This window comes from Methanobacterium sp. CWC-01, assembly GCF_030323845.1.
Classification (GTDB): Archaea; Methanobacteriota; Methanobacteria; order Methanobacteriales; family Methanobacteriaceae; genus Methanobacterium; species Methanobacterium aridiramus.
This window is the reverse complement of the sequence record NZ_CP040735.1, coordinates 574,382-599,788: the sequence shown is the minus strand read 5'-3', so window position 1 is coordinate 599,788 and position 25,407 is coordinate 574,382. Positions and strand designations below refer to the sequence as shown.

General features: G+C 42.6%; 30 protein-coding genes. 16 read left to right on the top strand and 14 right to left on the bottom strand.

What is annotated here, in order from left to right:
- Positions 1-153 (bottom strand): hypothetical protein, encoded by a 153-nt coding sequence (locus FGU46_RS03160; RefSeq protein ID WP_286476441.1) that lies wholly within the window; start codon positions 151-153, stop codon positions 1-3.
- A 234-nt stretch (positions 154-387) separates the two neighbouring features.
- Between FGU46_RS03160 and FGU46_RS03155 the strand changes: the two genes are divergently transcribed.
- The 6 genes from FGU46_RS03155 (at position 388) to FGU46_RS03130 (ending at position 3,696) form a co-directional block, all read left to right on the top strand.
- Positions 388-558, top strand: coding sequence for an AbrB/MazE/SpoVT family DNA-binding domain-containing protein (locus FGU46_RS03155; protein WP_286476439.1), 171 nt, complete (start codon positions 388-390; stop codon positions 556-558).
- Between the two features lie 509 nt (positions 559-1,067).
- The gene (locus FGU46_RS03150; RefSeq protein ID WP_286476437.1) at positions 1,068-1,577 is read left to right on the top strand and encodes a hypothetical protein; all 510 of its coding nucleotides are present in this window, start codon (positions 1,068-1,070) and stop codon (positions 1,575-1,577) included.
- Between the two features lie 40 nt (positions 1,578-1,617).
- A complete protein-coding gene (locus FGU46_RS03145; RefSeq protein WP_286476433.1) occupies positions 1,618-1,809 on the top strand; it encodes a hypothetical protein in 192 nt (63 codons plus the stop codon).
- Between the two features lie 382 nt (positions 1,810-2,191).
- The gene (locus FGU46_RS03140) at positions 2,192-2,974 is read left to right on the top strand and encodes a TIGR04255 family protein (RefSeq protein WP_286476429.1); all 783 of its coding nucleotides are present in this window, start codon (positions 2,192-2,194) and stop codon (positions 2,972-2,974) included.
- Positions 2,964-3,134 (top strand): hypothetical protein, encoded by a 171-nt coding sequence (locus tag FGU46_RS03135; protein WP_286476425.1) that lies wholly within the window; start codon positions 2,964-2,966, stop codon positions 3,132-3,134. Before FGU46_RS03140 ends, FGU46_RS03135 begins: the two co-directional genes overlap by 11 nt.
- Positions 3,118-3,696: a hypothetical protein gene (locus FGU46_RS03130; RefSeq protein ID WP_286476422.1), complete on the top strand. Its 579-nt coding sequence runs from the start codon at positions 3,118-3,120 to the stop codon at positions 3,694-3,696. The genes FGU46_RS03135 and FGU46_RS03130 overlap by 17 nt, the downstream gene beginning before the upstream one ends.
- A gap of 86 nt (positions 3,697-3,782) precedes the next feature.
- Here FGU46_RS03130 and FGU46_RS03125 read toward each other — a convergent pair whose 3' ends face one another.
- On the bottom strand, positions 3,783-4,964 hold the full coding sequence (locus FGU46_RS03125) for a tyrosine-type recombinase/integrase (RefSeq protein WP_286476419.1): 1,182 nt from the start codon (positions 4,962-4,964) through the stop codon (positions 3,783-3,785).
- A 371-nt stretch (positions 4,965-5,335) separates the two neighbouring features.
- Here FGU46_RS03125 and FGU46_RS03120 point away from each other — a divergent pair, with 371 nt between their 5' ends.
- The 10 genes from FGU46_RS03120 (at position 5,336) to FGU46_RS03075 (ending at position 14,518) form a co-directional block, all read left to right on the top strand.
- On the top strand, positions 5,336-5,737 hold the full coding sequence (locus tag FGU46_RS03120) for a toprim domain-containing protein (protein WP_286476416.1): 402 nt from the start codon (positions 5,336-5,338) through the stop codon (positions 5,735-5,737).
- A 76-nt stretch (positions 5,738-5,813) separates the two neighbouring features.
- Positions 5,814-6,962 (top strand): DNA primase DnaG, encoded by a 1,149-nt coding sequence (gene dnaG, locus FGU46_RS03115; protein WP_286476414.1) that lies wholly within the window; start codon positions 5,814-5,816, stop codon positions 6,960-6,962.
- A 42-nt stretch (positions 6,963-7,004) separates the two neighbouring features.
- Entirely contained in the window at positions 7,005-8,513 is a 1,509-nt protein-coding gene (locus tag FGU46_RS03110; protein ID WP_286476412.1) for an ATP-binding protein, read from the top strand.
- Positions 8,514-8,543: 30 nt separating this feature from the next.
- Complete coding sequence (gene xerA, locus FGU46_RS03105; RefSeq protein ID WP_286476409.1) at positions 8,544-9,527, top strand: site-specific tyrosine recombinase/integron integrase; 984 nt, start codon at positions 8,544-8,546, stop codon at positions 9,525-9,527.
- Positions 9,528-9,763: 236 nt separating this feature from the next.
- Positions 9,764-10,066 (top strand): PadR family transcriptional regulator, encoded by a 303-nt coding sequence (locus FGU46_RS03100; RefSeq protein WP_286476407.1) that lies wholly within the window; start codon positions 9,764-9,766, stop codon positions 10,064-10,066.
- 62 nt (positions 10,067-10,128) lie between these two features.
- The gene (locus FGU46_RS03095; RefSeq protein ID WP_286476406.1) at positions 10,129-10,458 is read left to right on the top strand and encodes an MFS transporter; all 330 of its coding nucleotides are present in this window, start codon (positions 10,129-10,131) and stop codon (positions 10,456-10,458) included.
- Complete coding sequence (locus tag FGU46_RS03090; protein WP_286476404.1) at positions 10,443-11,294, top strand: MFS transporter; 852 nt, start codon at positions 10,443-10,445, stop codon at positions 11,292-11,294. Before FGU46_RS03095 ends, FGU46_RS03090 begins: the two co-directional genes overlap by 16 nt.
- Positions 11,295-11,395: 101 nt before the next feature.
- Entirely contained in the window at positions 11,396-12,346 is a 951-nt protein-coding gene (locus FGU46_RS03085) for a YbgA family protein (protein WP_286476402.1), read from the top strand.
- A 25-nt stretch (positions 12,347-12,371) separates the two neighbouring features.
- Positions 12,372-13,724 (top strand): deoxyribodipyrimidine photo-lyase, encoded by a 1,353-nt coding sequence (gene phrB / locus FGU46_RS03080; protein WP_286476400.1) that lies wholly within the window; start codon positions 12,372-12,374, stop codon positions 13,722-13,724.
- A gap of 179 nt (positions 13,725-13,903) precedes the next feature.
- Complete coding sequence (locus FGU46_RS03075) at positions 13,904-14,518, top strand: biotin transporter BioY (RefSeq protein ID WP_286476397.1); 615 nt, start codon at positions 13,904-13,906, stop codon at positions 14,516-14,518.
- Positions 14,519-14,657: 139 nt separating this feature from the next.
- On the opposite strand, the gene FGU46_RS03070 is transcribed toward FGU46_RS03075, so the two are convergent.
- The 12 genes from FGU46_RS03070 to FGU46_RS03015 form a co-directional block, all read right to left on the bottom strand.
- Positions 14,658-15,791 (bottom strand): tetratricopeptide repeat protein, encoded by a 1,134-nt coding sequence (locus FGU46_RS03070; RefSeq protein ID WP_286478517.1) that lies wholly within the window; start codon positions 15,789-15,791, stop codon positions 14,658-14,660.
- Positions 15,792-15,813: 22 nt separating this feature from the next.
- Positions 15,814-16,509 (bottom strand): anaerobic ribonucleoside-triphosphate reductase activating protein, encoded by a 696-nt coding sequence (locus tag FGU46_RS03065; RefSeq protein WP_286476394.1) that lies wholly within the window; start codon positions 16,507-16,509, stop codon positions 15,814-15,816.
- Positions 16,510-16,542: 33 nt separating this feature from the next.
- Positions 16,543-17,637 (bottom strand): histidinol-phosphate transaminase, encoded by a 1,095-nt coding sequence (gene hisC, locus FGU46_RS03060; RefSeq protein WP_286476392.1) that lies wholly within the window; start codon positions 17,635-17,637, stop codon positions 16,543-16,545.
- Positions 17,634-18,119 carry a gamma carbonic anhydrase family protein gene (locus FGU46_RS03055; RefSeq protein ID WP_286476390.1) on the bottom strand — a complete coding sequence of 162 codons (486 nt, stop codon included), beginning with the start codon at positions 18,117-18,119 and terminating at the stop codon, positions 17,634-17,636. The genes hisC and FGU46_RS03055 overlap by 4 nt, the downstream gene beginning before the upstream one ends.
- A 13-nt stretch (positions 18,120-18,132) precedes the next feature.
- Complete coding sequence (gene glmU, locus FGU46_RS03050; protein ID WP_286476388.1) at positions 18,133-19,416, bottom strand: bifunctional sugar-1-phosphate nucleotidylyltransferase/acetyltransferase; 1,284 nt, start codon at positions 19,414-19,416, stop codon at positions 18,133-18,135.
- Positions 19,413-20,783, bottom strand: coding sequence for a phosphoglucosamine mutase (glmM, locus tag FGU46_RS03045; RefSeq protein ID WP_286476386.1), 1,371 nt, complete (start codon positions 20,781-20,783; stop codon positions 19,413-19,415). The genes glmU and glmM overlap by 4 nt, the downstream gene beginning before the upstream one ends.
- Before the next feature lie 4 nt (positions 20,784-20,787).
- On the bottom strand, positions 20,788-22,014 hold the full coding sequence (locus tag FGU46_RS03040) for a 2,3-bisphosphoglycerate-independent phosphoglycerate mutase (RefSeq protein ID WP_286476385.1): 1,227 nt from the start codon (positions 22,012-22,014) through the stop codon (positions 20,788-20,790).
- A 1-nt stretch (position 22,015) separates the two neighbouring features.
- Positions 22,016-22,690 carry a TIGR00297 family protein gene (locus tag FGU46_RS03035; protein WP_286476383.1) on the bottom strand — a complete coding sequence of 225 codons (675 nt, stop codon included), beginning with the start codon at positions 22,688-22,690 and terminating at the stop codon, positions 22,016-22,018.
- Between the two features lie 15 nt (positions 22,691-22,705).
- On the bottom strand, positions 22,706-23,290 hold the full coding sequence (locus FGU46_RS03030; protein ID WP_286476381.1) for a 30S ribosomal protein S3ae: 585 nt from the start codon (positions 23,288-23,290) through the stop codon (positions 22,706-22,708).
- Between the two features lie 372 nt (positions 23,291-23,662).
- Positions 23,663-23,986, bottom strand: a complete 324-nt coding sequence (locus tag FGU46_RS03025; RefSeq protein WP_286476380.1) for a NifB/NifX family molybdenum-iron cluster-binding protein — start codon at positions 23,984-23,986, stop codon at positions 23,663-23,665.
- A gap of 9 nt (positions 23,987-23,995) precedes the next feature.
- Positions 23,996-24,736 (bottom strand): class I SAM-dependent DNA methyltransferase, encoded by a 741-nt coding sequence (locus tag FGU46_RS03020; RefSeq protein ID WP_286476378.1) that lies wholly within the window; start codon positions 24,734-24,736, stop codon positions 23,996-23,998.
- 43 nt (positions 24,737-24,779) lie between these two features.
- On the bottom strand, positions 24,780-25,349 hold the full coding sequence (locus FGU46_RS03015) for a flavodoxin family protein (RefSeq protein WP_286476376.1): 570 nt from the start codon (positions 25,347-25,349) through the stop codon (positions 24,780-24,782).
- Between the last annotated feature and the right edge of the window lie 58 nt (positions 25,350-25,407).

Here is a 25,407-nt window from a genome sequence, read left to right as displayed (position 1 = left end):
TCAGACCACCCCCTTGACGGGGCAGGTTCTCCTGATGCCGAGTTTTGCGTCTAGGCCTTGGAGGCTTTCTGCTACACATTTGTCAACAATATCTTGTTCAACCCAGCCAACCTGGCCGGGTTTCTTATCAAACACGACTTTTCGTCCGTTCATCCCATACACCTCGTTTCCCGTTTTAAGTTCCCCTCCGTGTGAATTAGAGGGAAACGAGGGATTTCCAAAAAAAACAAATCCCTCTTGAAACCTATCTTTATAGATTTCTATAAAGAGATTGTATTTTATACTATATAAATCTTTATATTTTTCTTTAGGGTGAAATAGTAATAAATATATGTAGAAACTATACAGATTTATATAAAGCAACCTTTCAAAAGGAGATATATGAAAATGACTTACGAAACAAAAGTAGGATATACTGGGGGATCCAACACAACTGTTATTCCATCGGCTGTTGCAAACCTCCTCAATCTCGTTAAAGGAGATAAAATAGTATGGGATGTAGACGTTAGTGATAAAGGAGCTACTGTTACAATAACCCCTAAAAAAGAAACTGAATAAACTACTTTTTCTAGTTGTTTGTCCGCGTTGGTTCTCCCCGTGTGCCTCGTGGTTTCGTGTTGTTACCTGTTTCTCTTTGTCGTTCATTAAGGTCCTGTGCCATCGTTTGTGGATCACTTCTTGTTCTTGGTGGCCGGGACCGTCTTTGTCATCTATTCTTCTTGGTTGTCTGGTTTTCCATGGTTTTTGATTAGTTCTATGCAGTTTTGGACGTATCTTCGGGCTTCTTCTCGGGTCATTTTCTCCTCTTTTGTGGGTGTTTTCACATTTTTCACTCTCCATATTATTTTCTTCAATTATTCTTAGAATTTAAGTATAAACACTGAGAGCACTTGATAAGTAAAAAAAGGGGTTATTAGATATTGTTAAGTAGAAAACAACATATTTACCTGGACTAATAAGATATACAAGGCTTAGGAAATATGTTCCTATAGGGTTGACAATATTTAAAAAAATAAGTAAAATAAAGAAAAAGATAGGATTATAAAAAAAAGAGGGGTGAAAAGTACGTGTTAGGTAATTATCGTTGTCCAAACTTGGATTGTCCATGGAATGAAGTAGAATCTGAAGAAGGTTTCTGTCCTGAGTGTGGAAGTGAACTAAAAAAAGTAGGGATCCGTGAAGGTGCGAAAATACTAGGTGAAAAAAAGAAACACCCAGATGCCAAAGCAGCTAAAGCCAGAGTTAAGGAAGCTAAGAAGATGGAAAAGGCTAAACTCATGGAAGAAAAAGATAAAATAGAGGCCGAGAAACAGATCCAGAAAAGAGTAATCGACCCTGACCAAACCGACGACCAGATAAAAGACAACATCATGAGTAGCCTAGACGACCTGGCAGGACATGAAGCAGGAACCAAATGGATGCGAATCGGAACATTACTAAGCTTCAACTCCACCGAACAAATGATCGGCGCAGGATTCAAGGCCATCATAGACCAGAACAAAATCCTCATCAGACAAAACGAATTACTCCGCAGGCAGAATGAGACCATCATCCAGGAGCTAAAAAACAGAGAATAATAAACCAAAAACCCCTAAAAGAAAACTGGAGAATTATATTATGAAAGAATATATCAAAATAAACGGCACCGACCTGGACAACTTCCTAAAAAACGTATCCAAAAGTACAGAGAAAGGCTGGGAACCCATATGGGCCACCTTCACAGAAGAAAAAAACGGTGAAGAACAACCATCATATTGGGTGATCGCAGAACGAACCAAACCACAAGAAGGCAGTCTAGCAATAGGTTAATAAACTAATTTTTTTATGTGGGGCAGGATCTACGTACCTGCTCCGAACCAACACCGCTACAACTCCGTTCCAAGCAAGGTATGGGTACATTGATGAATGTTATATTAAGTCCAGGATATTATGGATTATCCTTTTATTTATTGATCATTATATGGAATATGTTTAAGTGGACTTAAACACATAATTAACGTTACATTTGAAAATTATGTAAAATTATGCGTTTAAATTATGGGAAGAAAATTGTTGTAGAAATTCGTAATCAAAATATAATATTATAACGTCTCTTAAGAAGCTTGAAAGAAATGAATTGCACTCCTAACAATTTTTAAACTAATGATTATTTGTATTATTCTATTGATTAACAACAATTATGGGGTATCAAGTGACAACTGAAGAAATCAAGAGAAGAAAATACCAACATAACAATATATCTAATGTAATTTTCGCAGTTAATTTTCCAAAGATTTTAGATCTTAGAAAGCCCACTGCAGAATTTCAGAAAATAATTATTGAAAAATTCCCCATAATGAAAGAAGTGAATTTAGATAACGTACAATTTAATTTACAGCCAAGTGAAGAACCACAAACTGAATATGAAAGGGAAATAGCTTGGGAATTCACAAATAAAGAGAGAAATAGAAAAGTCTTTGTAAGTTCAATTCAAATTATTCTCGAATATTTTAATAATTCATATCGAAACTTTGAAGAATTCGCAGCTGATGTTGAAACTGTATTCGAGGCAGTTATCAATTTATATCCTGTGAAAGTTGCAGAAAGAATTGGGTTAAGATACATAAACCAAATCGAGATCAAAGGAGAAAATAATGTTTTCAATTGGTCAAATTTAATAAATTCCAATTTATATACACTTACTCATGAATTTACATCAAAAGAAGATAAAGTTTTAAGATCTATGCATTTCTTGGAATTAAATGAAAATAATCATAGTCTCAAATTCCAGTTTGGGCTGTTCAATAGTGATTATCCCAGTCCAATAAGACGTAAGGAATTTATATTAGATTATGATTGTTCAACAACACAAAATAGGGACATTACAGACATATTTGATATTCTTAATGAATTTCATGAAATTGAAGTTAAATGGTTTGAAAAAAGTATTGATAAGGGTTTAAGAGAAAGGATGGGTGTTTCGGATGAATCATAAATATTTCAAAAAAATTCCAGGCACAATGACTGAATACCCAAGAGATGAAAAAAAATCTAAAAACGAAAAAAATTGTATTAAAGAATTTAAAATATCCACTGACAAGTACAAAAAGAGGGATATGACTGTAGAGATTATAGAATATGAGATCAAAGATTGAAACTATTTATCGACGGCATGACACTGATAGAGTTTGTCAGGGGGATTTATTTGAAGAATTTGTTTATCCTGAGTGGATTTCCCGTGAAGGTAACAAGATTAAGATAAAAAACAGGAATATTCCCTATTTAATTGTTTTAACTCAAGATTGTGATCTGGAAAGAGATCATGTAAATCATATAACTAATTCAGAGAAACAAGATAAATATTTACAGTCAATTTTAGTTTGCCCCGCATACCAGGCCGATAAATTAAAAAATGGTACTCATTTAGAGAAATTGGGCTACAAAATGGAGTATCAAAATAGTGATAGATGGAAAATTATTATGCAAAATAACAATCACCGATACCATTATTTAGAGGCATTCGAACAAATTCCTGCATTAACAATTGATTTTAAACATTATTATTCTATACCTCGAGATATCATTTATAATGAAATAAAAAATGATGATCATTATTTGGGGACTGTTAACGAATTATTTAGAGAGTCATTGTCTCAAAGGTTCGCATATTATTTAAGCAGGATAGGTTTGCCAGAAATAGTTAAGGATGAAGAATAACTATGTTAGTTATGATTTTATGAATACATTTTGATATTTCAAGAGATTGAGAGTTTTCTGGAATTTTTTGATAGGTGCTTTTTTTGTTATTTTTTTGTTGTCATTGTATCGATAATCTGGTCTAAAATCTCTGGATTCTGTTCAATCACATCAGCTAATGGTTGTAGATTGGTCATGTTGCGTTCCTGGTTTTCTTCGAGTTTCGTGATCTTATTAATGGCCTTTCTGTACTCCTCGGATTCAAAAGTCAAGACACGGCCTTCATCGAGGCTGAGGTAGGGGAGTGCTTTGAGGTATTTTTTCCTGAGTTGTTCGGGTTTGCTTCTCCAGTAGGTTCGGTCTTGGTCGCTGATTCGGTGGCCGGATAGGTATTGGGCTATGATGTATTCGCCGGGTTCGTCGATGACTGTGGTGATGAAGTAGCGTCTGAGGCTGTGACTTCTCCACCATCTGAATGTTCCGGGTGGGTGTTTGAACCCTGCCCGTCGTCCCAGGTTGTTGAAGATGCTGGTTACTGTGGTCCTGGCCAGGGATTCGCCGGTGACTTTAACGTAGAGGGTGTCATCTAGGTCAGTCATGTGGTCTTTGTGTTTATAGTACCGTTCACGGAGGTAGGTTAGGACCCTGGCTACGGTCTCGGGTGGCATGAACGTCGTGTACCTGTAATGCACCTTCTCCCGGGTAATATCTAATTGTAGGAGTAGTTCTTTAACCACTTTTTCGTGGTCTAATATTTCCTTTATTGTCTCGTAGTCTGTGTCTAATTCCTTGTTCACTGCTTCCAGGAATTTCCTGAGTGTTAGTTTGCGCACTTCCTGCTGACTAAAACCACTGAGGGCCATGGTGTATATGATGGCCCGGTCCCTGGGACTGGCCACATCCACCAATCGATGGATCTCCTCCTTCTCGATGAGGCGGCCGAAGTTCTTCTCCAAGGTAATATCTCCCCTGTTCCGTGTTAATTCGGGTGGTGTTACCCGGAGGAAATTGTAGAAACAAGTTACTGCGTTGATGGCAGCGTTCACTGTGTTTCGGCTTTTATCCTCCCCTCGGAGGTGTTTTATAAATCGTACTGCATAATAGTTGTATTGGCGTTCCTCATCCGGGACATTCTCTCTTTTCTCTTGTACAGCTTCTTCACGTAGTTCTGGTAGTGATTTCTGTGTATATTTTGCGTATTGGAGAGCGTACCTCCGGTATGTTTCCCGTGTATTTTTTGCCAGGTTTCTGCTCTCAAACCATAAATCAAACAATGTTTCCTCATCCATCCTGATCCCCTTTTCATCCTAACCCCAAACAGTGTACATAATAGCCATGCACACATGAAGGGTGTTGCCCTAGAGAGGATGTGAGAAGTAAAAAAAATGAATATGTTGCTATAGACTTGACTTATTTAAAGATATGTTATTGTGAGGTTTGAATGATTTAACCTAAATATTACAAATTTTAAATGGCCACATTCGTTTATTATGTACTATTAGAGCACTTAAATCAATTAAATTATGTTTTAGGAGTTAAGATATAGAAGGGGATAGTAAGGATGTGCTTGGCTTACTTCAATTTTATATATTAGATGAATTATATTATTTCATAGATACTTGTTAGCACCTTTAAGGAATTTATCATGAGTTTTAATAGCTTGTCCAAAATCATTGAAGAACTTAAGATTCAGGCAGAAGAGGGGATTCCAGTCCTTGTGGAGGGCAAAAAGGATGAAAAGGCCCTAGAGGAACTGGGTATTCAGGGTAATTTTATTAAGGTTTCAGGTTCCGGTCTTAAGCTCTTCGAAATTGCGGAAATCGCTGCTGAATCATCACCACATGTGATTATTCTCACTGACTTTGACCGAAAGGGTAATGAACTTGCCCGGAGGTTATCTGAAGATATTCAGCGACTTGGTTCGCATCCTAATATCCTTTTCAGGAGGAAACTTTTAGAGATGACTAGTCGCTTTATTAAAGACATTGAAAGCCTACCCCGTCATCTGGACAATCTGGCAATTGAAGAATTCCCTACGGGTGCCCACTGGTATTATCATTAGTATCGTTTAGATACCGTGCTTTGGCATTGATATACATTCATATCAAAAGGTATCTACTCTATCAGGAGGCCCAATTATGGGAAAAGAAGAGATCAGTACAACTAAATATCTTATTCATGCTCAAATAAATGCTAACGGAATTGTTGAAAAACCCGACGTGGTCGGTGCTATTTTTGGACAGACAGAAGGCCTTTTAAGTAATGATCTGGACCTTCGAGAACTGCAGAAAACCGGAAGAATCGGAAGGATTAAGGTAAATATTAATTCTAAGGCGGGAAGATCCAAAGGCGAAATTGTAATACCATCCAGTCTGGATCGGGTGGAAACTGCCATCCTGGCGGCTTCTCTGGAAACTATTAATCGAGTAGGTCCCTGTGAAGCTTATATACAGGTTAATAAGGTGGAAGATGTACGCGCGGTCAAAAGGAGGAAAGTAGTGGACCGGGCCAAAGAACTGTACAAAAATATGATGGAAGAGGTGACCCCTGAAAGCCTCAAAATGATTGAAGAGGTAAAGGAGGCCATGCGCATACATGAAATCACAGAATTCGGAAACGAAAAACTTCCAGCAGGGCCTAATGTAGCTTCATCAGATGCAATACTTGTTGTAGAGGGTCGTGCCGATGTTCTAAATCTTCTCCGTTACGGAGTAAAAAATGCGGTGGCTGTGGAAGGGGTGAGTGTCCCTAAATCCGTGGCGGAACTCACCAAGAAAAAGACGGTCACGGCCTTTTTAGATGGGGATCGTGGCGGTGACTTGATACTTAAAGAACTATTACAGGTAGGTGAACTGGACTACGTTACCAGGGCTCCCCGGGGTTCTGAAGTAGAAGACCTGACCAAAGAGGAGGTCATGGTGGCTCTGCGTGATAAGATTCCTGTGGAACAGATCTATCATGATATGGGAGTAAAAACTGAGAAAGTAGTGGAGAAAAAAACACCAGACAAAATCGGCCTACTCAAAGGGGTCTTGGCGGACCTGGAAGGATCTGGCAATGGTGAGATTTTAGATGATGCTCTTAACATTATCAAAGAGGTAAAAGTAGAGAATCTCTACCAGGAAATCAACAATCTTCACAATGGGGCCTATGCGGTGGTATTTGATGGGGTGGTTAGTCAGAGGCTCATTGACGTGGCCAAAGATAAAGGTCTCAAATACATCGTTGCCGTAAGAATGAGTGAAGTGGTTAAAAAACCAAGTAACATCAAGGTGATTACTAGATAAACAACAACATTGGCTGTGGATGACGTTGGAGGATGATCTTACGTGTACGTCAACATGAAAAAGGAGGATTTAAGAGATATTGAAACAACCCAGGATGTTTTAATCCCTAAAGATCCCCTAGAGAGGGTCATTGGCCATGATGACATCATAGATTTTGTTAAAATCGCGGCCAAACAACGTCGTAACCTACTGCTGGTGGGTCCTCCGGGTATAGGTAAATCACTTATTGCCCAGGCCATATCCTTCCATCTTCTGGACCCACAGGAAGAAATAACTGTGGTTCATAATCCGGAAAGGCCCGAACGGCCTTTTGTGGAGATTAAAAATAAAAAAGAGATGGAAAACCAGAAAAAGGATCTGGAACGGGCAGAGGGAGATATTGTAAACCCCCAGGACGTTCCGGTGATGGTGGCCGAGAGACTGGGGTTCCGTTGTGCCAACTGCGATAGTTACAACAATGCCTATCAAAGTATCTGCCCCCAGTGCGGTGCCGATAAGTATTCTCACATCAATGCCCGACGAAAACATCTGGGGGACCTTCTGGGCATGTTCGAAATGAGTTCCAATCCGGTCAACGTTCCCCAGGAAAGGGTAACCACCACCCGTATGCGAAACGGGCGAGAAGAGGTGGTGATCTATGAGAGGGTGGATGGGGATAAGATAAAGATTTTAGACCAGAAGGCCCTGGAGAAGAGAAGGGCCCTGGTTGAAGAAAAACCCAAAAACGTCATACTCCCCCTTAAACGGAAGATATTCATACAAGCCACGGGAGCCACTGAAACCGAACTTTTAGGTGATGTTAGGCATGATCCCTATGGAGGACATCCTGATCTCGGGACCCAACCCTATGAAAGGGTTGTTCCTGGTGCAGTGCATGAGGCGCATGAGGGTGTTCTTTTTATTGACGAAATCGTGCACATTGCTCCCCTGCAGCGTTACATTTTGAGTGCCATGCAGGACAAGGTTTTTCCCATAGTTGGTCGCAATCCCCAGAGTGCAGGAAGTTCAGTGAAGGTGGAAGACGTTCCCTGCGACTTTATATTTGTGGCCGCTTGTAACATACGTGATATTGGCTATATATTGCCTCCTTTGCGTTCTCGTATACAGGGAGAAGGTTATGAGATCTTAATGCGCACTACCATGCCTGATAACCTGGAAAATCAGGCTAAAATGGCCCAGTTTGTAGCACAGGAGATTAAAATGGATGGTAAAATTCCTCATGCTACTCGGAAGTCTGTGGAACTACTTTTAGATGAGGCTCGAAAACGTGCCAGGGTTATAGATGATAAACGAGATTCATTCACGTTAAGACTCCGTGATCTGGGCGGTGTGGTGCGTATGGCTGGTGATATGGCGGTTATGGATGGTAGTAGATATATTGAACCTAAACACATGAGTTTTGCCATTAAAAGGGCCATATCCATTGAAGATCAGATAATCAATCATTATCAGTCCTTTGAAAAGGCAGCCCTGAAGGATTCCAGCTCCCAGCAGTTAAGTTCCTCAAATCAAAACCACCCCAACGAGAACGTGGATCGTAGTTATCTATAATTAGTAAAGCCACCCATAATATCCATCAACATGAACTCTTACTCCCACCAAACTTGGAAAGTTAACCCGGGAAGTTCAGCGGATATTAGGGGCGAATCTGATACCTATATCTCCACGGGTAACAACATTCTGGATGCCCATGACTTTCCCGAGTTAATCGAAGATTACCTGATGGAACTGGAAATTCGCAACTATTCTCCTAACACCATCCGAACCTACCGTTCCATAATCAACGGTTTTCACCGGTTTCTGCTGGACAAGGCCCGGGAGAATAAAGAAATTTTTATTTTAAAATCCTTCAAACGTTACATTCGTTATCTTAAACGGGATAAGAAAGTTTCCCAGAACTACATATACCTGGTAACTGTGGTTATAAAGAAGTTCTTCGAATTTAGCGATATAGTAGGACTGGAAGAAGTCAAGACCCCCAAAAGATCCAAATCTCTCCCAAAATCTCTGAACGAAGAGGAAGTTAAAAAGCTTATACATGCCATTGATGAGAGTCATGATGATTCATCCCAGAAAAAGGCATTTAAACTTAGAAATAAGCTTATACTGACCCTGTTGTACTCTACAGGCCTTCGTGTTTCGGAGCTGGTAACTCTGGAAACCGACAGTGTAGACCTGGATGAGCGAACCATTCGCATAAGGGGTAAGGGTGAAAAGGATCGTATCGTGCTTTTTGATGAGAATACCCTACTTTTAATGGAAGACTATCTTTCTAAAAGTTCCATGGAAGGAGATTATCTTTTTGTTAATCGATCTGGCAATCATTTAACTCCCCGCTATATTCAGATGATGATCAAAGAATATGCCGAGGCAGCTGGCATCCGCAAGAGAGTAACTCCCCATATTCTTCGCCATTCATTTGCCACCCATCTACTGAAGAATGGGGTGGATATAAGGGCTATTCAGCAACTACTGGGCCATTCAAATCTGAGCACCACTCAGATATATACTAGCGTGGATATGCAGACTCTTAAGACGGTTTACGATCGTGCGAAACTGCTTTAATCCAGCGTTTTTTTATGTGCATAGCTCACTTAACTTGGTCATCTTTAGTATAATAAATAAGTATGGGAAAGTAATACTATTTCATTATTTCCAAGGATGCTGTATTGAATTCGTTCTAATGGCCCTAAGATCACAATGGGGTTTAAAAATTTAAAAATATTTAAAAACTCAAAAATCAATATCCGATATTGTATTTAGTTATTGATTACAGATATCGATTAACGATAGTGATTTTAATGACCGTAAACCGCAAATTCTTTTTGGGATTCATTAGAATCCATATTTTATACCACGCACAGACTGAAAATGTTTATGGGGTGCAGATGATGGGTGAACTTTCGAAACATGGATACAAATTAAGTCCAGGCACATTATATCCCATCTTACACTCCCTGGAACGTGAAGGCTTCTTAAAAAGTCAAAAAAAGAATGTGGAAGGTAAAATACGGAAATATTATACTACAACTCCTGCAGGAAATAAAATTCTACAAGAAGCTCTGGGAAAGTTAAAGGAACTGACCGCGGAAGTTATGGGATAGCTCTCTATAGTCGAATCTTTAAAGCGGAGGGGATTCTTTAAAAGTGAAAACTAGGTAGGTTTATGAAAGAAGCTAAAGAACAGCCGGATTTACTGAAGCAAAAAGCCCTGATATTTATAGTGTTACTGGGAATTGTTAGTCTCCTGGCGGACATGACCTATGAAGGGGCTCGCAGCATCACCGGTCCTTACCTGGCTATCTTAGGTTCCAGTGCCCTGGTCGTGGGATTGGTGGCAGGTTTAGGAGAACTTTTGGGTTACTCGCTACGTCTGATATCCGGTTACCTGACCGATCGTACCCGAAAATACTGGGCCTTGACCATCCTGGGTTACGCCGTGAACCTCCTGGCAGTTCCTCTCCTGGCTCTAGCTGGCAGTTGGCAGCAGTCCTGATGGTGGTGGAGAGGATGGGTAAAGCCCTCAGAACTCCACCAAGGGATGTGATGCTCTCCCATGCTACTTCCAGTGTGGGTCGTGGATGGGGGTTCGGACTTCATGAGGCTTTGGACCAGATTGGAGCCATCACTGGACCACTCCTGGTGGCGTTAATTTTATACTGGGAGGGAAGCTATCAGGCCAGCTTTGCATTTCTATTACTGCCAGCACTATTAGCACTGGCCACCCTTATAATCAGTCGTTTCCTGTATCCCCATCCCCATGAACTTGAAATGGAATTCCCCCACTTGGAAACTAAAGGGTTCCAAAGGGCATACTGGATTTACATGGTTGCCGCAGCCCTTATAGCCATCGGGTTTGCAGATTTTCCCATTTTAGCTTTCCACTTCCAGAAGACGGGTTTATTATCTGCCGCCATGATTCCCGTCTTCTACGCAGTGGCCATGGGAGTGGATGCTGTGGCAGCTTTAACCTTTGGACGCCTATTTGATCGCATGGGAGTGTTCTCACTGGCCGTGGCTACTGGGATCTCATCTTTTTTTGCTCCTCTGGTATTTCTGGGTAAATTCGAGTGGGCATTGTTGGGAATGGTACTTTGGGGAGTGGGAATGGGTGCCCAGGAATCGGTAATGAGAGCTGCTATCCCTGAATTATCACCATTAAAAAGTAGAGGGGTGGCATATGGTCTTTTTAACACCATATTTGGGGTATCATGGTTTGTTGGAAGTTTTTTAATGGGGTTTCTCTATGATCTGAATCCCATCTATCTGGTGTTTATATCCATGGCATCGCAAATAATGGCCATACCCTTATTGATAACCCTGCGAAAATGATTCTTTTCTGGATTGGAATTGTGGACTAATTATTTAAATCCACGTTTCAATAAATTTTAACTAGAAGGATAACAAGAAAGAATCTTGTGGAGTTTTATAAATTGAGAGAGTTTTCCCGCCCATGTTTAGTGGCCAGTAAATGTTTAGAGTTTGATTCCTGTCGTTACGACGGCTCCATGATAAAAAGCAGTATCGTGGATAGGTTAAAAAACTACGTGGAATTCCATCCGGTATGTCCCGAGGTGGAACTAGGTTTGCCTATTCCCCGGGATCCTATACGTCTGGTGGAGAATAAAAAAGAAATCGAGCTGTTACAACCATCTACTGGTATGAATTTAACCAAAAAAATGATTGATTTTGCTGATGGGTTTTTAAGGAAACTTCCCCTGATAGACGGGTTCATTCTAAAAAATAAGTCCCCTTCATGTGGTATCAAGGCAGTCAGAGTTTATCCCCCCGGCGGCAACTCCCGTCCCAGAACCGATGGAGTGGGTGCCTTTGCCAGGGAAGTTTTTCACCGGTTTTATCAACTCCCGGTGGAAGATGAGGGAAGACTCCGAAACTTTCTAATCAGGGAAAGTTTCCTGACTCGCATATTTACCTTGGCCGAATACCGTGACTTACTGGAAAGTGATAATTTTAATGATCTTATAGATTTCCATACCAATAACAAGCTGCTGCTAATGGCACATAATCAGGCTTTATTACGGGAAATGGGGCGTATTGTGGCCCAGGGAAGAGAAAAACCATTCAATGAATTGAAAATGGAGTATGGTCGATATCTTCTCAAGAACCTGTCTGAACCTGCTTCCGCCCCAGCCAACGTAAATGTACTGCAGCATTCACTAGGTTATTTTTCAAAAAAACTTTCTCACGCTGAGAAAAAATTTTTCCTGGATGCATTGAAGGAGTATCGTGAAGGAAAAATGCCCCTATTACTATGTCAGAACCTCATAAAATCCTGGATAATTCGCTTCGATGATGTTTACCTCCGGCAACAAACATTCTTCGATCCATATCCTCCTGAATTACTGGAAATAACGTTTATTTAATTTAATTAGATTTTAGGTTGGTAAAGTGATCCAAAAAGACAGGATTAATATATTATCCGATAAGGCTGTAGATGGTGGTAGTTATGTCCTTTACTGGATGCAATCATCGGCCAGGGCACACTACAATCACGCCCTTGAATATGGAATTAGAAATGCTAACAGACTCAAAAAACCGCTATTAGTCTATTTTGGATTGACTGAAAGTTTTCCAGAGGCCAATCAGCGTCACTATCACTTTCTTCTGGAGGGACTGAGGGAAACCCAACTGGAACTTAAAAAAAAGAACATAAATATGGTGGTTCAGCACCTAGAACCCGGAAAAGGGGCAATAAAACTGGCTGAAGAAGCGTCTTTGGTAGTAACTGATCGGGGATACCTTCCACTGCAACGTCAATGGCGTCAGGAGGTGGCTGAAGAAATAGAATGTCCTTTAATCCAGGTGGAGTCCGATGTGGTGGTTCCCGTAGAAACCGCCTCCCCTAAAGAGGAATACATGGCGGGAACTATTCGACGAAAAATCCAAAAAGAGTGGGAAAACTTTTTAGTGCCCTTAAAAATGGGTAAACCCCAGAAAAGCTCTTTGGATTTTAGATTTGATTCTTTAAACTTGGATGATGTGGACAAAATTCTGGCAAATCTAAAAATTGAAGATGGTGTGGAAGTTGTGGACTGGATCCAGGGAGGCAATCTCCAGGCCAGAAATCATCTGAAGTATTTCATGGAAAATAAACTGGATCACTTCGGTGATCTACGAAATGATCCCACCCAGAATTATCTGTCCAACATGAGTCCTTACCTACATTTTGGTCAAATATCGCCATTATACATAGCATTGCAGGTAATCCAGACCGGTAGCCCCGGAGCAGAGAGCTACCTAGAAGAGCTTGTTATACGCAGGGAACTATCCATGAACTTCGTATTCTATGATTCTGACTACGACAACTTCAACTGCCTACCTGATTGGGCTCAAAAAACGCTTTTAGAACATGCACGGGACCCCCGGGAGTATGAATACACGGTGGAGGAGTTAGAAACGGCTCAAACCCACGATCCCTACTGGAACGCGGCCCAGAAGGAGATGGTGCACCAGGGTAAGATGCACGGGTACATGCGCATGTATTGGGGGAAAAAAATCTTGGAATGGACTAGAAATCCTATGCAGGCCTACCATGTGGCTCTTTATTTAAATAACAAGTACGAACTGGATGGTCGGGACCCTAATGGATATACCGGGGTGGCCTGGTGTTTTGGCAAACATGATCGGGCCTGGAAGGAACGAGAAATATTTGGCAAGGTTCGTTACATGAATGATAGGGGCTTGCGTCGTAAGTTTAGAATAGACCAATATGTAGAGCGAATTGAAAATCTGTTAAGTTAATTACCTCTTTTTTTGTATTTTTGCACCGGGTAACAAAATATATAACTTATCTTTGTCCAATAAATAAAAGGGTCTTAAAGGCTCATTAGCATTTTAAAGATTGGATTAAAATCAGTATAAACCCTTATCCGGGTTTTTTAAAGCCAATTCACACATAAACTAGAAACGAGGAATTAAAAATGGAAATTACGGTTGAAAACTATTTCCGAAAAAGATACTCACTCTATAAATGGCGCTCAGAAACTTCTCTTGTTAACAAAGTTATATTGGCATTCTTCATGGCGTGTGTAACTGGGATCATGGCTCAGTTAGTAATACCTCTACCTTGGACACCGGTACCCATAACTGCTCAGACCTTCGCCGTGTTAATGGCCGGGATTCTCCTGGGCCGATGGTGGGGTGGCATCAGTCAGATCATATATCTCCTTGTGGGGCTACTGGGCGTAAACTGGTTTTCCGGACTTACCGGGGGATACACAGTATTGTTCGGTGCCACCGGAGGATATCTGATTGGATTTATACTGGTGGCACTGTTTTTGGGCTACTTTTCGGATAGGTATGTGGAGTCTCGGAAATTCAGACCCATGCTGGGCCTGATGCTCTTTGCCAATTTTGCCCTTATCTATGTGCCTGGTCTATTGGGGCTTGCATTCTGGATATATCTGGTTAAAGGTAGCTTCCCTGGTATTTTCACCCTACTTTCCATGGGGCTCCTCCCATTTCTCATAGGGGACCTGGTTAAAATTGGGGGAGCGGCAGCTTTGACCAAGATGGTAACCCCTAAAACTAAGTAGGGTCAATAAGTTAAGGACTCGGAGGCTAAATTTTGTAAACCTTTTAAAGACTCTATTTTTCCTATTTTTTTCCTTAGTCTCTTTAAAATATTATTTTTTTGTGAAAAAATATTAAAAATTGAAAATCAAGCAGTATATTTTATAAATTCTCCAGACATTCATCCATTAAGATTCGGGCATCTTCATTGTGGGGATTAATGGCCAGTGCTTTCCTGAAAATTTCCATAGCTTCCTGGAATCTGGAGAGCTCCATGTAGGTAACTCCCAGATTACTGAGGAAAACGTCATTGTCTTTATCCAGCTTCAATGCCTCTTCATAACAGTTTATGGCTTCTTCCAGCCGGCCTAACTCCAAAAGAGCATTGCCTTTACGATTCCATGTGGATGCATCGGGAGTTTCATCTAAACATAGTTCCAGAGCCCGGTCATAGGATTCGATGGCCTCTTCAGTTCTTTCCATCTGGGATAAGATATTACCCCGGGCATTCCATGCTTCTGGATCGCTGGGGTCAAGTTCTAAAACCCGATCGTACCGATCCAGAGCTTCTTCCAATCTCCCTAGGATCTCCAGAATAATGCCTCTCCAGTAAAGTGCCAGAACATTATCGGGGTTTATTCTACAGGCTTCATCGTTTGATTTAAGGGCTTCTTCTGGTTGGTTGTAGTTTAAAAGTGCAATGGCCCGGTTGTTCCATATGTACTCATTATTCGGGTCCAGTTTTAGAGCATCGTCATAGGATTGCACCGCTTCCTGGAACAATCCCAGCCGAGAGAGATTATCCCCTTTACGGTTAAGAAGATAAACATCCTGGGGGTCAAAACGAAGGGCAGAGGTGTAACACATCACGGAGTCCTTGTACTTCCCCAGGTCAAATAGTATGTCGGCCCTTTTGGTAATCATAGCCTTTTCATCAATCTTACGGCCTTCCCACTCTTTTCGGGGCAAACGGCGGAACTTTATCACCTGGAAAAGAGATTCCTCCTGGGTATGGTCGGGGTAAAGTTTCCGGAATTCTACTTCCAGTTCAGATGCATCCTCAAAGCCCTCATCCAGGATTAAATCTTCATTTTTCAGGATTTCACCGAATTTAATGATTTCAACTCCGGTTACTTCTGCTTCAAAAAGTTTTTCACGCTCTTTAGACACCAGATTCCAGTAACAGTGCAGCCGGTCTCCTATGTTCAGGGGTTTTTTCCACAATTTGCGAATGGTGGTAGTTTTATCCCCAGTTAATAGTTCCAAGTGGCGGCTTCCAAAAAGCAATATCGGTATTTAACACCCTCCATTTTTTTAATTAAACCATCTCTTCGCCAAATTCTGCAGTTTTTATCTTTAAATTACTAAAAATGGGTTTTAAATTTTCTGCCATCTTAAAAAGTTCATCACGGGATGGATTTGGGGTTTTGTGTAGTTTTCTGTCCAGGACAGTCCGGTTTCGGAACTGTTGTAAAGTGTAAAGATCACAATCCAGACTTTTGGCTATTTTCTCCATGTCCTCTTGGTTAAGAAGGCCGGGCACGTAGGTGGTGCGGCATTCCAAATATGTGGGGGAATTGGCGCACTCTTCCATGCTCTTTTTTACTTTTGCTCCGATATCTGACCCTATAATTCTCTTGTAATCATCAAAGGGGGCCTTAACATCTAGCGCTACGTAATCAACTAGTTTTAATACCTTGGAAAGTCTTCCTGGAAAGCCACCGTTGGTGTCCAGTTTAGTTAGGAGTCCCAGTCCTTTGGAAAACTCCAGCAGTTGTTTCACTTCTGCACACTGCAGGAGGGGTTCCCCACCAGTTATGACCACTGCGTCTATAAAATCCTTCTGTTTGCGGATTTCACTTTCAATTTCCTCTCGAGGGACCCCTTCTCCTCCACTTATCATCTCCGGATTGTGACAGTAGGGACATCTGAGGTTGCAGCCTCCGGTGAAGATAACCAAAGAAACCTTCCCTGGATACTCCAGTGATGAAATCACGGTACCTCCTAATTCCATTTTAACAACTCCAACAAGCATCAATGGTTAATTCTAAATTATATCTTTTAAGATCTTCAGAAATCTCTGGTCCTCTTTAAGGGTTCCCACACTAACTCTAATCCAGTAATCGTCCAGTCCACGGAATGAACTGCAGTTTCTGACTATAACGCCCTTCTTCATGAGTTCTTCGGTTATCTGGGCTGAATTCATGCCGGTTTTCTTCACATCAACCAGGAGGTAGTTGGCATAGGATTTGAATACCCGCAACATGGAAAATTCTTTCAGACCCTGGTACAGGTACTCTCGACTTTCCACCGAAGCTGCACGGGAGCGTTCTATGTATTCTTTATCCTGCAGTGTGGCCAGGGCAGCCACGTAAGATAATTTGGTAAGGCTGAAAACGGGTTTCACTCTGTACATGTACTGAATAATCTCCTTACTGGCCAGGGCATAGCCGATCCTCATGCCCGCCAATCCCAGGACCTTGGAGAAGGTACGCAGTATGAGGAGATTTTCATAGTCATTGAGGAGTTCCACATTATCGATCCCTGAAAATTCAAAGTAAGCCTCATCAACCACTACCAGGGCTTCAGTATTCTCTAAAACCTTCCGAATGTCTTCCTTCGCAATCAAGCCTCCAGTAGGATTGTTGGGGGTGCACAGGAAGATCAGGCGAGTTTTGGGGCTTATGGCGGCCAACACTGAATCCACATCCAACCGGTTATTATCAACATCCCAGCGAGCAAAGACAGGTATCGCGCCATGTATTTTTAAAGTAAACTCGTAGTACATGTAGGAAGGCAGGGGGACTATGAATTCATCTTTCGGGTCGGTAAATGTTTTTCCCAGAACATCCAGGATTTCGTCCGCTCCATCACCCCCCACCAGCACCTGTTCCGGTTTTACTTTAGAGTAATCTGCTAGTTCCTGGATCAGATCACTTAGATCGGATTCCGGGTAGCGGTTCATGTCTTTAATGGAGGTCTTAACTGCTTCTACAGCCTGGGGTGATGGTCCAATGGGGTTTTCATTAGAGCCCAGCTTTATGATCTCTTCTGGCTTTAAATTGTACTCTGTGGCTATTTCATAAATTGATCTACCCGGTACGTAGGGTTCCAGTTCCTCTACCATCTTTTTTATCTTCATAATAATTCCTCCTGAATAAGAGCCAGCTTGGCATATCTTGAAGCATTTTCCTGGATTTCTTTTTGGTCATGGTCTTCCAACTCTTTGACCACCCGGGCCGGCATGCCCAGTATCAGACTTCCTTGAGGGTACTTTTTACCCTGGGTTACCAGGGCGCCGGCACCAACAATACTGTTTTTTCCTATCTGGCTACCATTTAGAAGGGTGGCATTCATGCCAATCAGGCAGTTATCTCCTACTTTACAGCCGTGTAGCACTGCAGCATGACCTACCGATACATAATCCCCCAGTTCCAATGGATAACCCAGGGAAGAGTGCAGGACACAGTTGTCCTGGATATTTGAATACTTCCCAATGATAATACGTTCCCGATCTCCTCTTAAAACCGCGTTATACCAGGCTGAGGAATGCTCGCCCATATCCACCCGGCCCACCAGATAAACACCGGGCATTATCTTTACTGTAGGATGAATTCGTTTCATAATAAGAAATTAACTAGTTGTCTAAGGTTCTCCTGTCAATGAGGTCATGTTCCTGTAGGGGTATGACCAGGATGTGGGAGGGTATATCCCGATAGATAATGGCTCCTGATCCCACCCGTGCCCCCTGACCCACCATAACTCCAGGGTTAAAGCTGGAGTTAATACCAGTTTTAACGTCATCAGCGAATATAACTCCTAGTTTACGGCGTCCAGAGTTAATTCTATCTTTTTTTACCGTTAATTTCACTTCACCATCGTCAAAGCGCAGATTTGCAATGTTCGTACCTGCCGCCAAATTGCAGTGAGCCCCAATAACAGAATCACCCACGTAGCTAAGATGATTGATGTTGGTGTTATCCATCACGATGGAGTTTTTGATTTCCACTCCATTACCCACACTCACACCATTTCCAATGGAGGAATATTTCCTGATGAAAGAGTTAGGTCCAATATCTGTGTTTTCACCAATAAAAACCGGCCCCATGATGTATGAACCCGAACGCACTATGCTGCCCTTACCCACGATAACAGGGCCGTGGATGGTTGCTCCTTCTTCTATTTTCCCATGGATTTGAGATTCCATATTTTCCAGGAAGTGTTCGTTAATTTCCAGAAGTTCCCAGGGACGGCCAATATCTATCCAACGATCCTGAAAGGTCAGTCCCAGCACTTCCTCACCATCTTGGATCTGAATTTTAATGGAATCAGTAATCTCATACTCTCCTCGAGGGGATTTCGGAGTCTTTTTAATGGCTTCAAATATTTTTGGGGTGAAAAAGTATATGCCAGCATTAATTAGATTGGTGGGGGCTTTTCCTGGAGCTGGTTTTTCTATGATATCCGTTATTTTATCATTTTGAAGCTCCACCACTCCAAAGGAGGATGGATCGTCTACTTCGGTTAAAGTTAGGATGGTGTCACAGTTGGTACGCTGGTACTTTTCAATGAGACTTTTTATGACCTGAGACTGGACTAATATGTCACCATTAAGGATTATAACTTCTTCCTTAACATTGGAAGCCGCAGTGTCAATGGCGTGGGCAGTTCCCAGGCGTTTTTCCTGGGTCACGTACTCTATCTGCACCCCAAACTTCTTCCCATCCTGAAAATATTCCTCCACTACCTCCTGATAATAGCCCACTACCAGGGTTATATTCTTCACCCCGGCATCCCGCAGGGCTTCAAGGTTGTACTGTAGGAGAGGTTTACCTCCGACTGGGAGCATGGTCTTGGGCCGGGTGAGGGTTAAAGGCCGCATCCTGGTTCCTTCTCCAGCGGTGAGTATAATTCCCCTCATTTTGATTCCTCAAAACTTTTTATGGTATCTTCCAGAAGTTTTTTTGATTTATCATGAATTTCACGAGCTCTTTTATCATCCTTACCTTCCAGGGTGATCCTGATAAAAGATTCAGTTCCGGAAGGCCTTACCAAAACCCAGCTATCATCACTAAGGGTCAATCGTACTCCGTCTATAGGGTTAACATCTTTTATATCGCTGAAAAAGTAAGGCAGCTTTTTTTCCATTTCCTGCATTATGGATTTTTTATCATCATCATGACAGTTAACAGTGACCCTGCGGTTGGGGTAAGTAGGTAAGTCATCCAAAAGTTTGGATAAGGGTCCTTTTTCTTGTACCAGTTCTATTACTCGCAGTCCAGAGAGTATTCCATCGGGGCACATGCAAAACTCGGGATGAATCCAGGTACCGGAGGGTTCACCACCAAAATTGGCTTCTAGCTCCGATATCCTCTCAGCCACGTGCACATCACCTACTTTAGTCCTCTCCACCTTACCCTGAACCTCTTTCAAGCAGCGATCAATGGCAGCTGAAGCATCCACAGTGGTTACTACTATGCCGCCTCTCTGGGCACTTACCAGGGCCAGGAGCTTGTCAAAATCGGCCATTCTGCCCTTATCATCCACGGCCACCATTCGGTCGGCGTCTCCGTCGTGAGCGATACCCAGATCTGCCCCGGTAGCTTCAACCACTTGCATCAACTCTACCAAATTTTTCTGGGAAGGTTCCGGATTCCTTCCCGGAAAGAAACCGTCAGGTTGAGAATTAAGGGTTAAAACCTCACATCCGGACTTTCGTAAAATTAGAGGTGACAGATAAGAGGCTGCTCCACTTCCACAGTCAACCACTACCTTCAGACCGGGCTTAATTTTCACCAGAGCCAGTAAACCCTCCACGTAAGTAGAAATAAAGTTACTTATGTCTTCTGATTTACCTATAAAGTCCCAGGAAACTCTTTCAAATAATTCATGGTGCACTATCCTTTCAATGGCCCGTTCTTGTTCCTGTCGGTAGGCCATCCCATTGGGGTTCCATAGTTTTACACCATTATACGGGGATGGGTTGTGGGAGGCGGTTATCATCACCCCTGCCTGGGCTCCTAAACATGTGGTGGCGTAACCCACCACGGGGGTTGGAACCATCCCCAGGTCCAGAACGTCTTTACCACACTGGAGAATACCAGCCTTCACAGCCATGGATAGCATGGGACTGGATGTGCGGGGATCATGTCCCACCACTATTTTACCCTTTCCTGTGAAGGTACCCACGGCCAGACCCACTTTAAGGGCCAGCTCTAGGTTAATTTTTTTACCCAACTTGCCCCGAATTCCAGAGGTCCCAAAGAGTTGTGGAATCTCTTCTTCCATTTAATCAAGCTCCAAATTTCGTTGCTCGGTTGGTTAAATCCATAACCATGTTCATAACATCACTTCCCCTGATGCGGCACATCCCCCCCTTGGCAGCTGCCCTTTCATTGAATTGTTCCACATCATCCACCCTTACTGGTGGACCTGTAATTACCAGCGGTACGGGGTCACCGGCATGGTCCATGATGGAGATGGGAGTAGAGTGATCCGCGGTGAGAATGAATATAACGTCTTCCAGTTGCATAACTTGGCCCACAACACTATCCACTCGTCTAAGGAAGTCTACTTTATCTGTTAAGATGCCGTCATGTCCGGATTCATCGGCCCCATCAATATTAATCAGAATAAAATCATAATCCAGAGCTGCAGTGTCAATTATGCACTTGGCAATGCTGTCCAGGTCAGTATCTACTCCTCCAGTGGCGCCTTCTGCTTCAATAAGGTCCATCCCGGCGATTTTTCCAATACCGAGAATGAGTCCGGTTTCGGCAATACAGGCCGCTTTAAGTCCATATTTTTCCTGGAAGGGCTGCACCTCCGGAACCGCTCCTGCCCCGCGGGGTAATATGATGTTGGCAGGGGATTCTCCGTTTTTTATCCTCTCCAGATTCACCGGATGATCCTTTAGAACTTGGTAGGATGCTTCCACCAGTTCATTCAAAATGCGAGCAGTTTTTTGGGCTTCTTCAGTATCATCTAGAGCCACTACTTCTTTCGGTGGGGTTCCTTCATGTTTGGGGTCGGCATCGGAAACCTGATCTGATAGGCCAGCCCCCCGCAGAACCAGCACCGCCCGGTGTCCGGTGGACTCCTTGAAGATAACTTCCACCCCGTATTCTAGGTGAATGCCGTTGATCTTTTGGGCAATTTCCTTGGTGCCCGCTCTGATCCTTCCCGCCCGGCGGTCGATAATAATCCCATCCTCATTGGCGGTTGAAAAGTTGCAACGGAAGGCAATATCTCCCGGTCTTACTTCAACTCCTACTCCCGCAGCCTCAAAGGGTCCCCGTCCAGTGTAGGCTTGGTAAGGATCGTAGCCAAGTATAGATAGGTGTGAAGTATCACTGCCAGGTCTTATACCTGGCTTTATAGGATCCATTATCCCATTAATTCCCATTTTGGCCATTTTGTCCATGTTAGGCGTTTGAGCTACTTCCAAAGGAGTTTTACCTCCTAATTCTTCCAGAGGCCGGTCGGCCATCCCGTCTATAATCATTACGATTGCCTTCATACTATATCACCAAACCTATGAGATTTCCTAAGAGGGCTCCGGCCACGGTGGCCAAAAGATTAACGTGTTCATTAGTGAGGTAATTCCTCTTTTCCAGCACAGCACCCAGGACACTGTCGAAGAAGCATCCGAAAGTACCGGCGATAACTGCAATGGCCAGGGCCTCAGTCAGATCTGGATAAACACCCAGAATGTAAGCAAAAAATCCAATAATACCCGACCCAATGATTCCGGCGGTGGTTCCCAGGATTGAAATGCCACCATCGGTCCCCGGAGGGACCTTTTTAAAGGTGGTTATGAGGCGAGGGGTTTGTAGGACTCCTACCTCACTGGCCATGGTGTCTGCCGTGGCCGCGGCGATACTGCCAATGAAACCAGCCGGGTTACCAAAGGCAGCCAATACAAAAGGGACGATTCCATTGGAAACCACATTTTTAATGGTTCGAGTCCCCTCGTAGACTCCTATATCTTTTTTATAGGCATGTTGGTACCTGGTTAACAACATCCCCAGGATAAGGAAGACGAAGATTAGAAGCAGCCAGTTGAAACCGGCTGTGAAGATGATGATTATCCCCATGATGACCATGAAGACCGATCCGGCCAGATCCAGGGCGCGGCGGGCATAGATGACCACACCAATAGCTATCAGGAGGATCACATATTCGATGTTAATCATGTCTTCCCTATATTATTATTTTTCGTCAATAACACGGGTTTTGATGGTTTCCACCCGTTTGAGAGGGTAGATCTTTTTTGTTTCGTGGTACACGCTGGAAGCCAGTTTACCTTTGATGATATCTTCCACCAGTTCATTTAATGTTTTATTCGCGGCAGTTTCTTTAACTAATTTTTCCATAGTCTCCCGTATATAGCGTTGCTGGGATGATTTAGCTCTCTTGATGGTAATGGCCAGCATATGCACCTTTAACTTCTTGCCGTCTTTGGTTTCCAGCTTCATTATAGCGTCTATTCGGCTGGTTCCCCTCCGAATCATACTGCGAACATAGTCAGTCGTTACTTGGTGCCCCATAAAGCGGGTATGGGCGGTATCTCCGGCTACATCAGAAATCTGAAATCGTAACTTGACGTACTGTTTGCTGAAGTCTCCGCTAAGCTCCCTCATGGTTGCTTCGACCTTTCTGCTCAGTAATAAATTAGGATCACGGGCGGGGGTGGTACCTATTTCAGATTCCCCGAATTCTTTAGGAGTGGTAATTTTGTACCATTGTTTATCTTTCCATGTATCACGTACTCTTCTTCTTCTTGCTTTAGCCATAATAAATCACCTTTACATGGTATTTAATAAGTGGATAAAAAGAACATTTAAGGAAGTTTCCAATCCTTCCTACTTCTAAAAATCCTCTAATCATACCTCTAATTTTAATCTTTTATAAATCTATCCAACCCCTGGACTAGGCCAGGTTACAGTTAAGGAGGAGGCAAAAAAGGAAAACCTCTCATAGGATATTACTGATGTATCGAATTAAAAATATTAGGTCTATATGGACCTTTTATTAATCTAAAAATAATAGAGAACCCGCCCAGGTATTAAGCTAAGATTGGTAGATTATACTATTTAAAATGTGTGGTGGGATCCCGTAATCTGGGGAATTACATTGGTACCCCCGGGATCATGGAATGGAATCGATTAAATATTGGCCATAAACTCTTCATGTTTAATGAAACGTTCTAATACTTCTTCAACAGTCCCTTCTTCTTCAACCAGCTTCAAACCAGCCTGTTTAATACCGTACTTGGCTTTCATACCAGCCTGGGCCACAATAATAACTTCACAGTCATCCAGTTTACTCAATCCTTCTGCCCACTGGTGTTTTTTCTGGGGGTTGATGTTGGTCTCCCGGTACTCTACCATCTCCGGATCCTTTCCTTCCCACAAGTAGACAAAGAACCCTAGGGCCCTTCCAAAGTGATCTACATTTAATTTATCTGTGGATGCTATTGCTATTCGCATAATTGCCTCCTATTCTTTTATACATACGAACACGGGTCTTTCATCAGAATCAGGGTCCCATATTTCTTCTTGGTATCCATTATAAATATAACATTCAAAACCCATTTCACAGAGGACGTCCTGGACTTTTAAGGTGGGAAACACTCCAATCTGGTGTTGGTCAACTTCAAAATCTACCTTACCCTCTTCTTTTATTAGAAAAACGAAGTTGGCGTTGAAAACTCCGTCCTGCAAACGACTTTGGGATATGCGAGCCAACTGCAGTTCCCCTTCCACCACCGCGTCCACCAGCATACGTCCTTCTTCCCAGTTTTCCAGGCAAAAACCCAGATCAAAGAGTAGAACCCCACCTACATGTAAGTGCTGGTAGAATCTCTGGAAGGTTTCCTCCAGTTCTTCCAGATGGGTATGGTAATTTATGGCTGAGAAGAGACAGATTATCACATCAAATTTCAAGCCCAGGTCGAGTTTTTTCATATCGGACTGTATGAAATTTACTCTGGGAAGCTTTTCCCGGGCTAAATCTAGCATCTCTGGGTTAATATCTACTCCTAGAATTTGAAAGTCATCCTGGAGGAATAGGGCGTGTCCACCAGTTCCGCAGGCTACATCCAGAAGCTCATTTCCCCCTGATTTTTTGTGATGTGACACGGCCTTTTTTATAAAATCAGCTTCACCAGGATAGTCCATCCAATTATAGATGAGATCGTAGTAACCAGCATACTTTCTATAAAGCTCTTGTTCTCCCATGGAATACTCCTTAATTACAGATTATTAATTATTATTGCTTAAACTATTGTTTAATCTTCTTTATCAACTTCCCCACATTCTCAGCGAAGCGACGGACGGTTTTAATACCTTCCTCATCATTGGCGGTTTCTCCGGGGGCATGAGCAAATACCATGTTCCAGTAGGTGCTGCCGGGCACGATCATGTCGTTTATGAAGTAGAACATCAGAAGTTCCTGGATGGTGGCTGTGTGCCCCCCTCTCCGGGCCACGGCTATGGGTCCTCCTACCTTCCAAGATAGGTATTGGTCACTGGCCATGCTGACCATTCCCATCCTCTGCAAAGCGGCCATTAAATCTCCACGAGCAGTTCCAAAGTAGACTGGGCTGCCAACAATGAATCCATCTGCCACACGGACTTTTTCAATGATCTCGTTAAGGCCGTCATCCAGTATGCACTTTTTAATCTTGGCACAGCTTCCACAGGCTTGACAGGAATCAATTTTCCTTTTCCGGAGGGATATAATTTCCACTTCCAGACCTTCAGATTCAAGAATATGGGCGCATTCTTCTAAAACTGCCATGGTATTGCTCTTTTTACGGGGACTGGCACATATCATAATTACCTTACTCATAGCGGTTCCTCCTTAACTCTGTTATTAATATCTACCTCCTAATTTATAAGCAATTTAA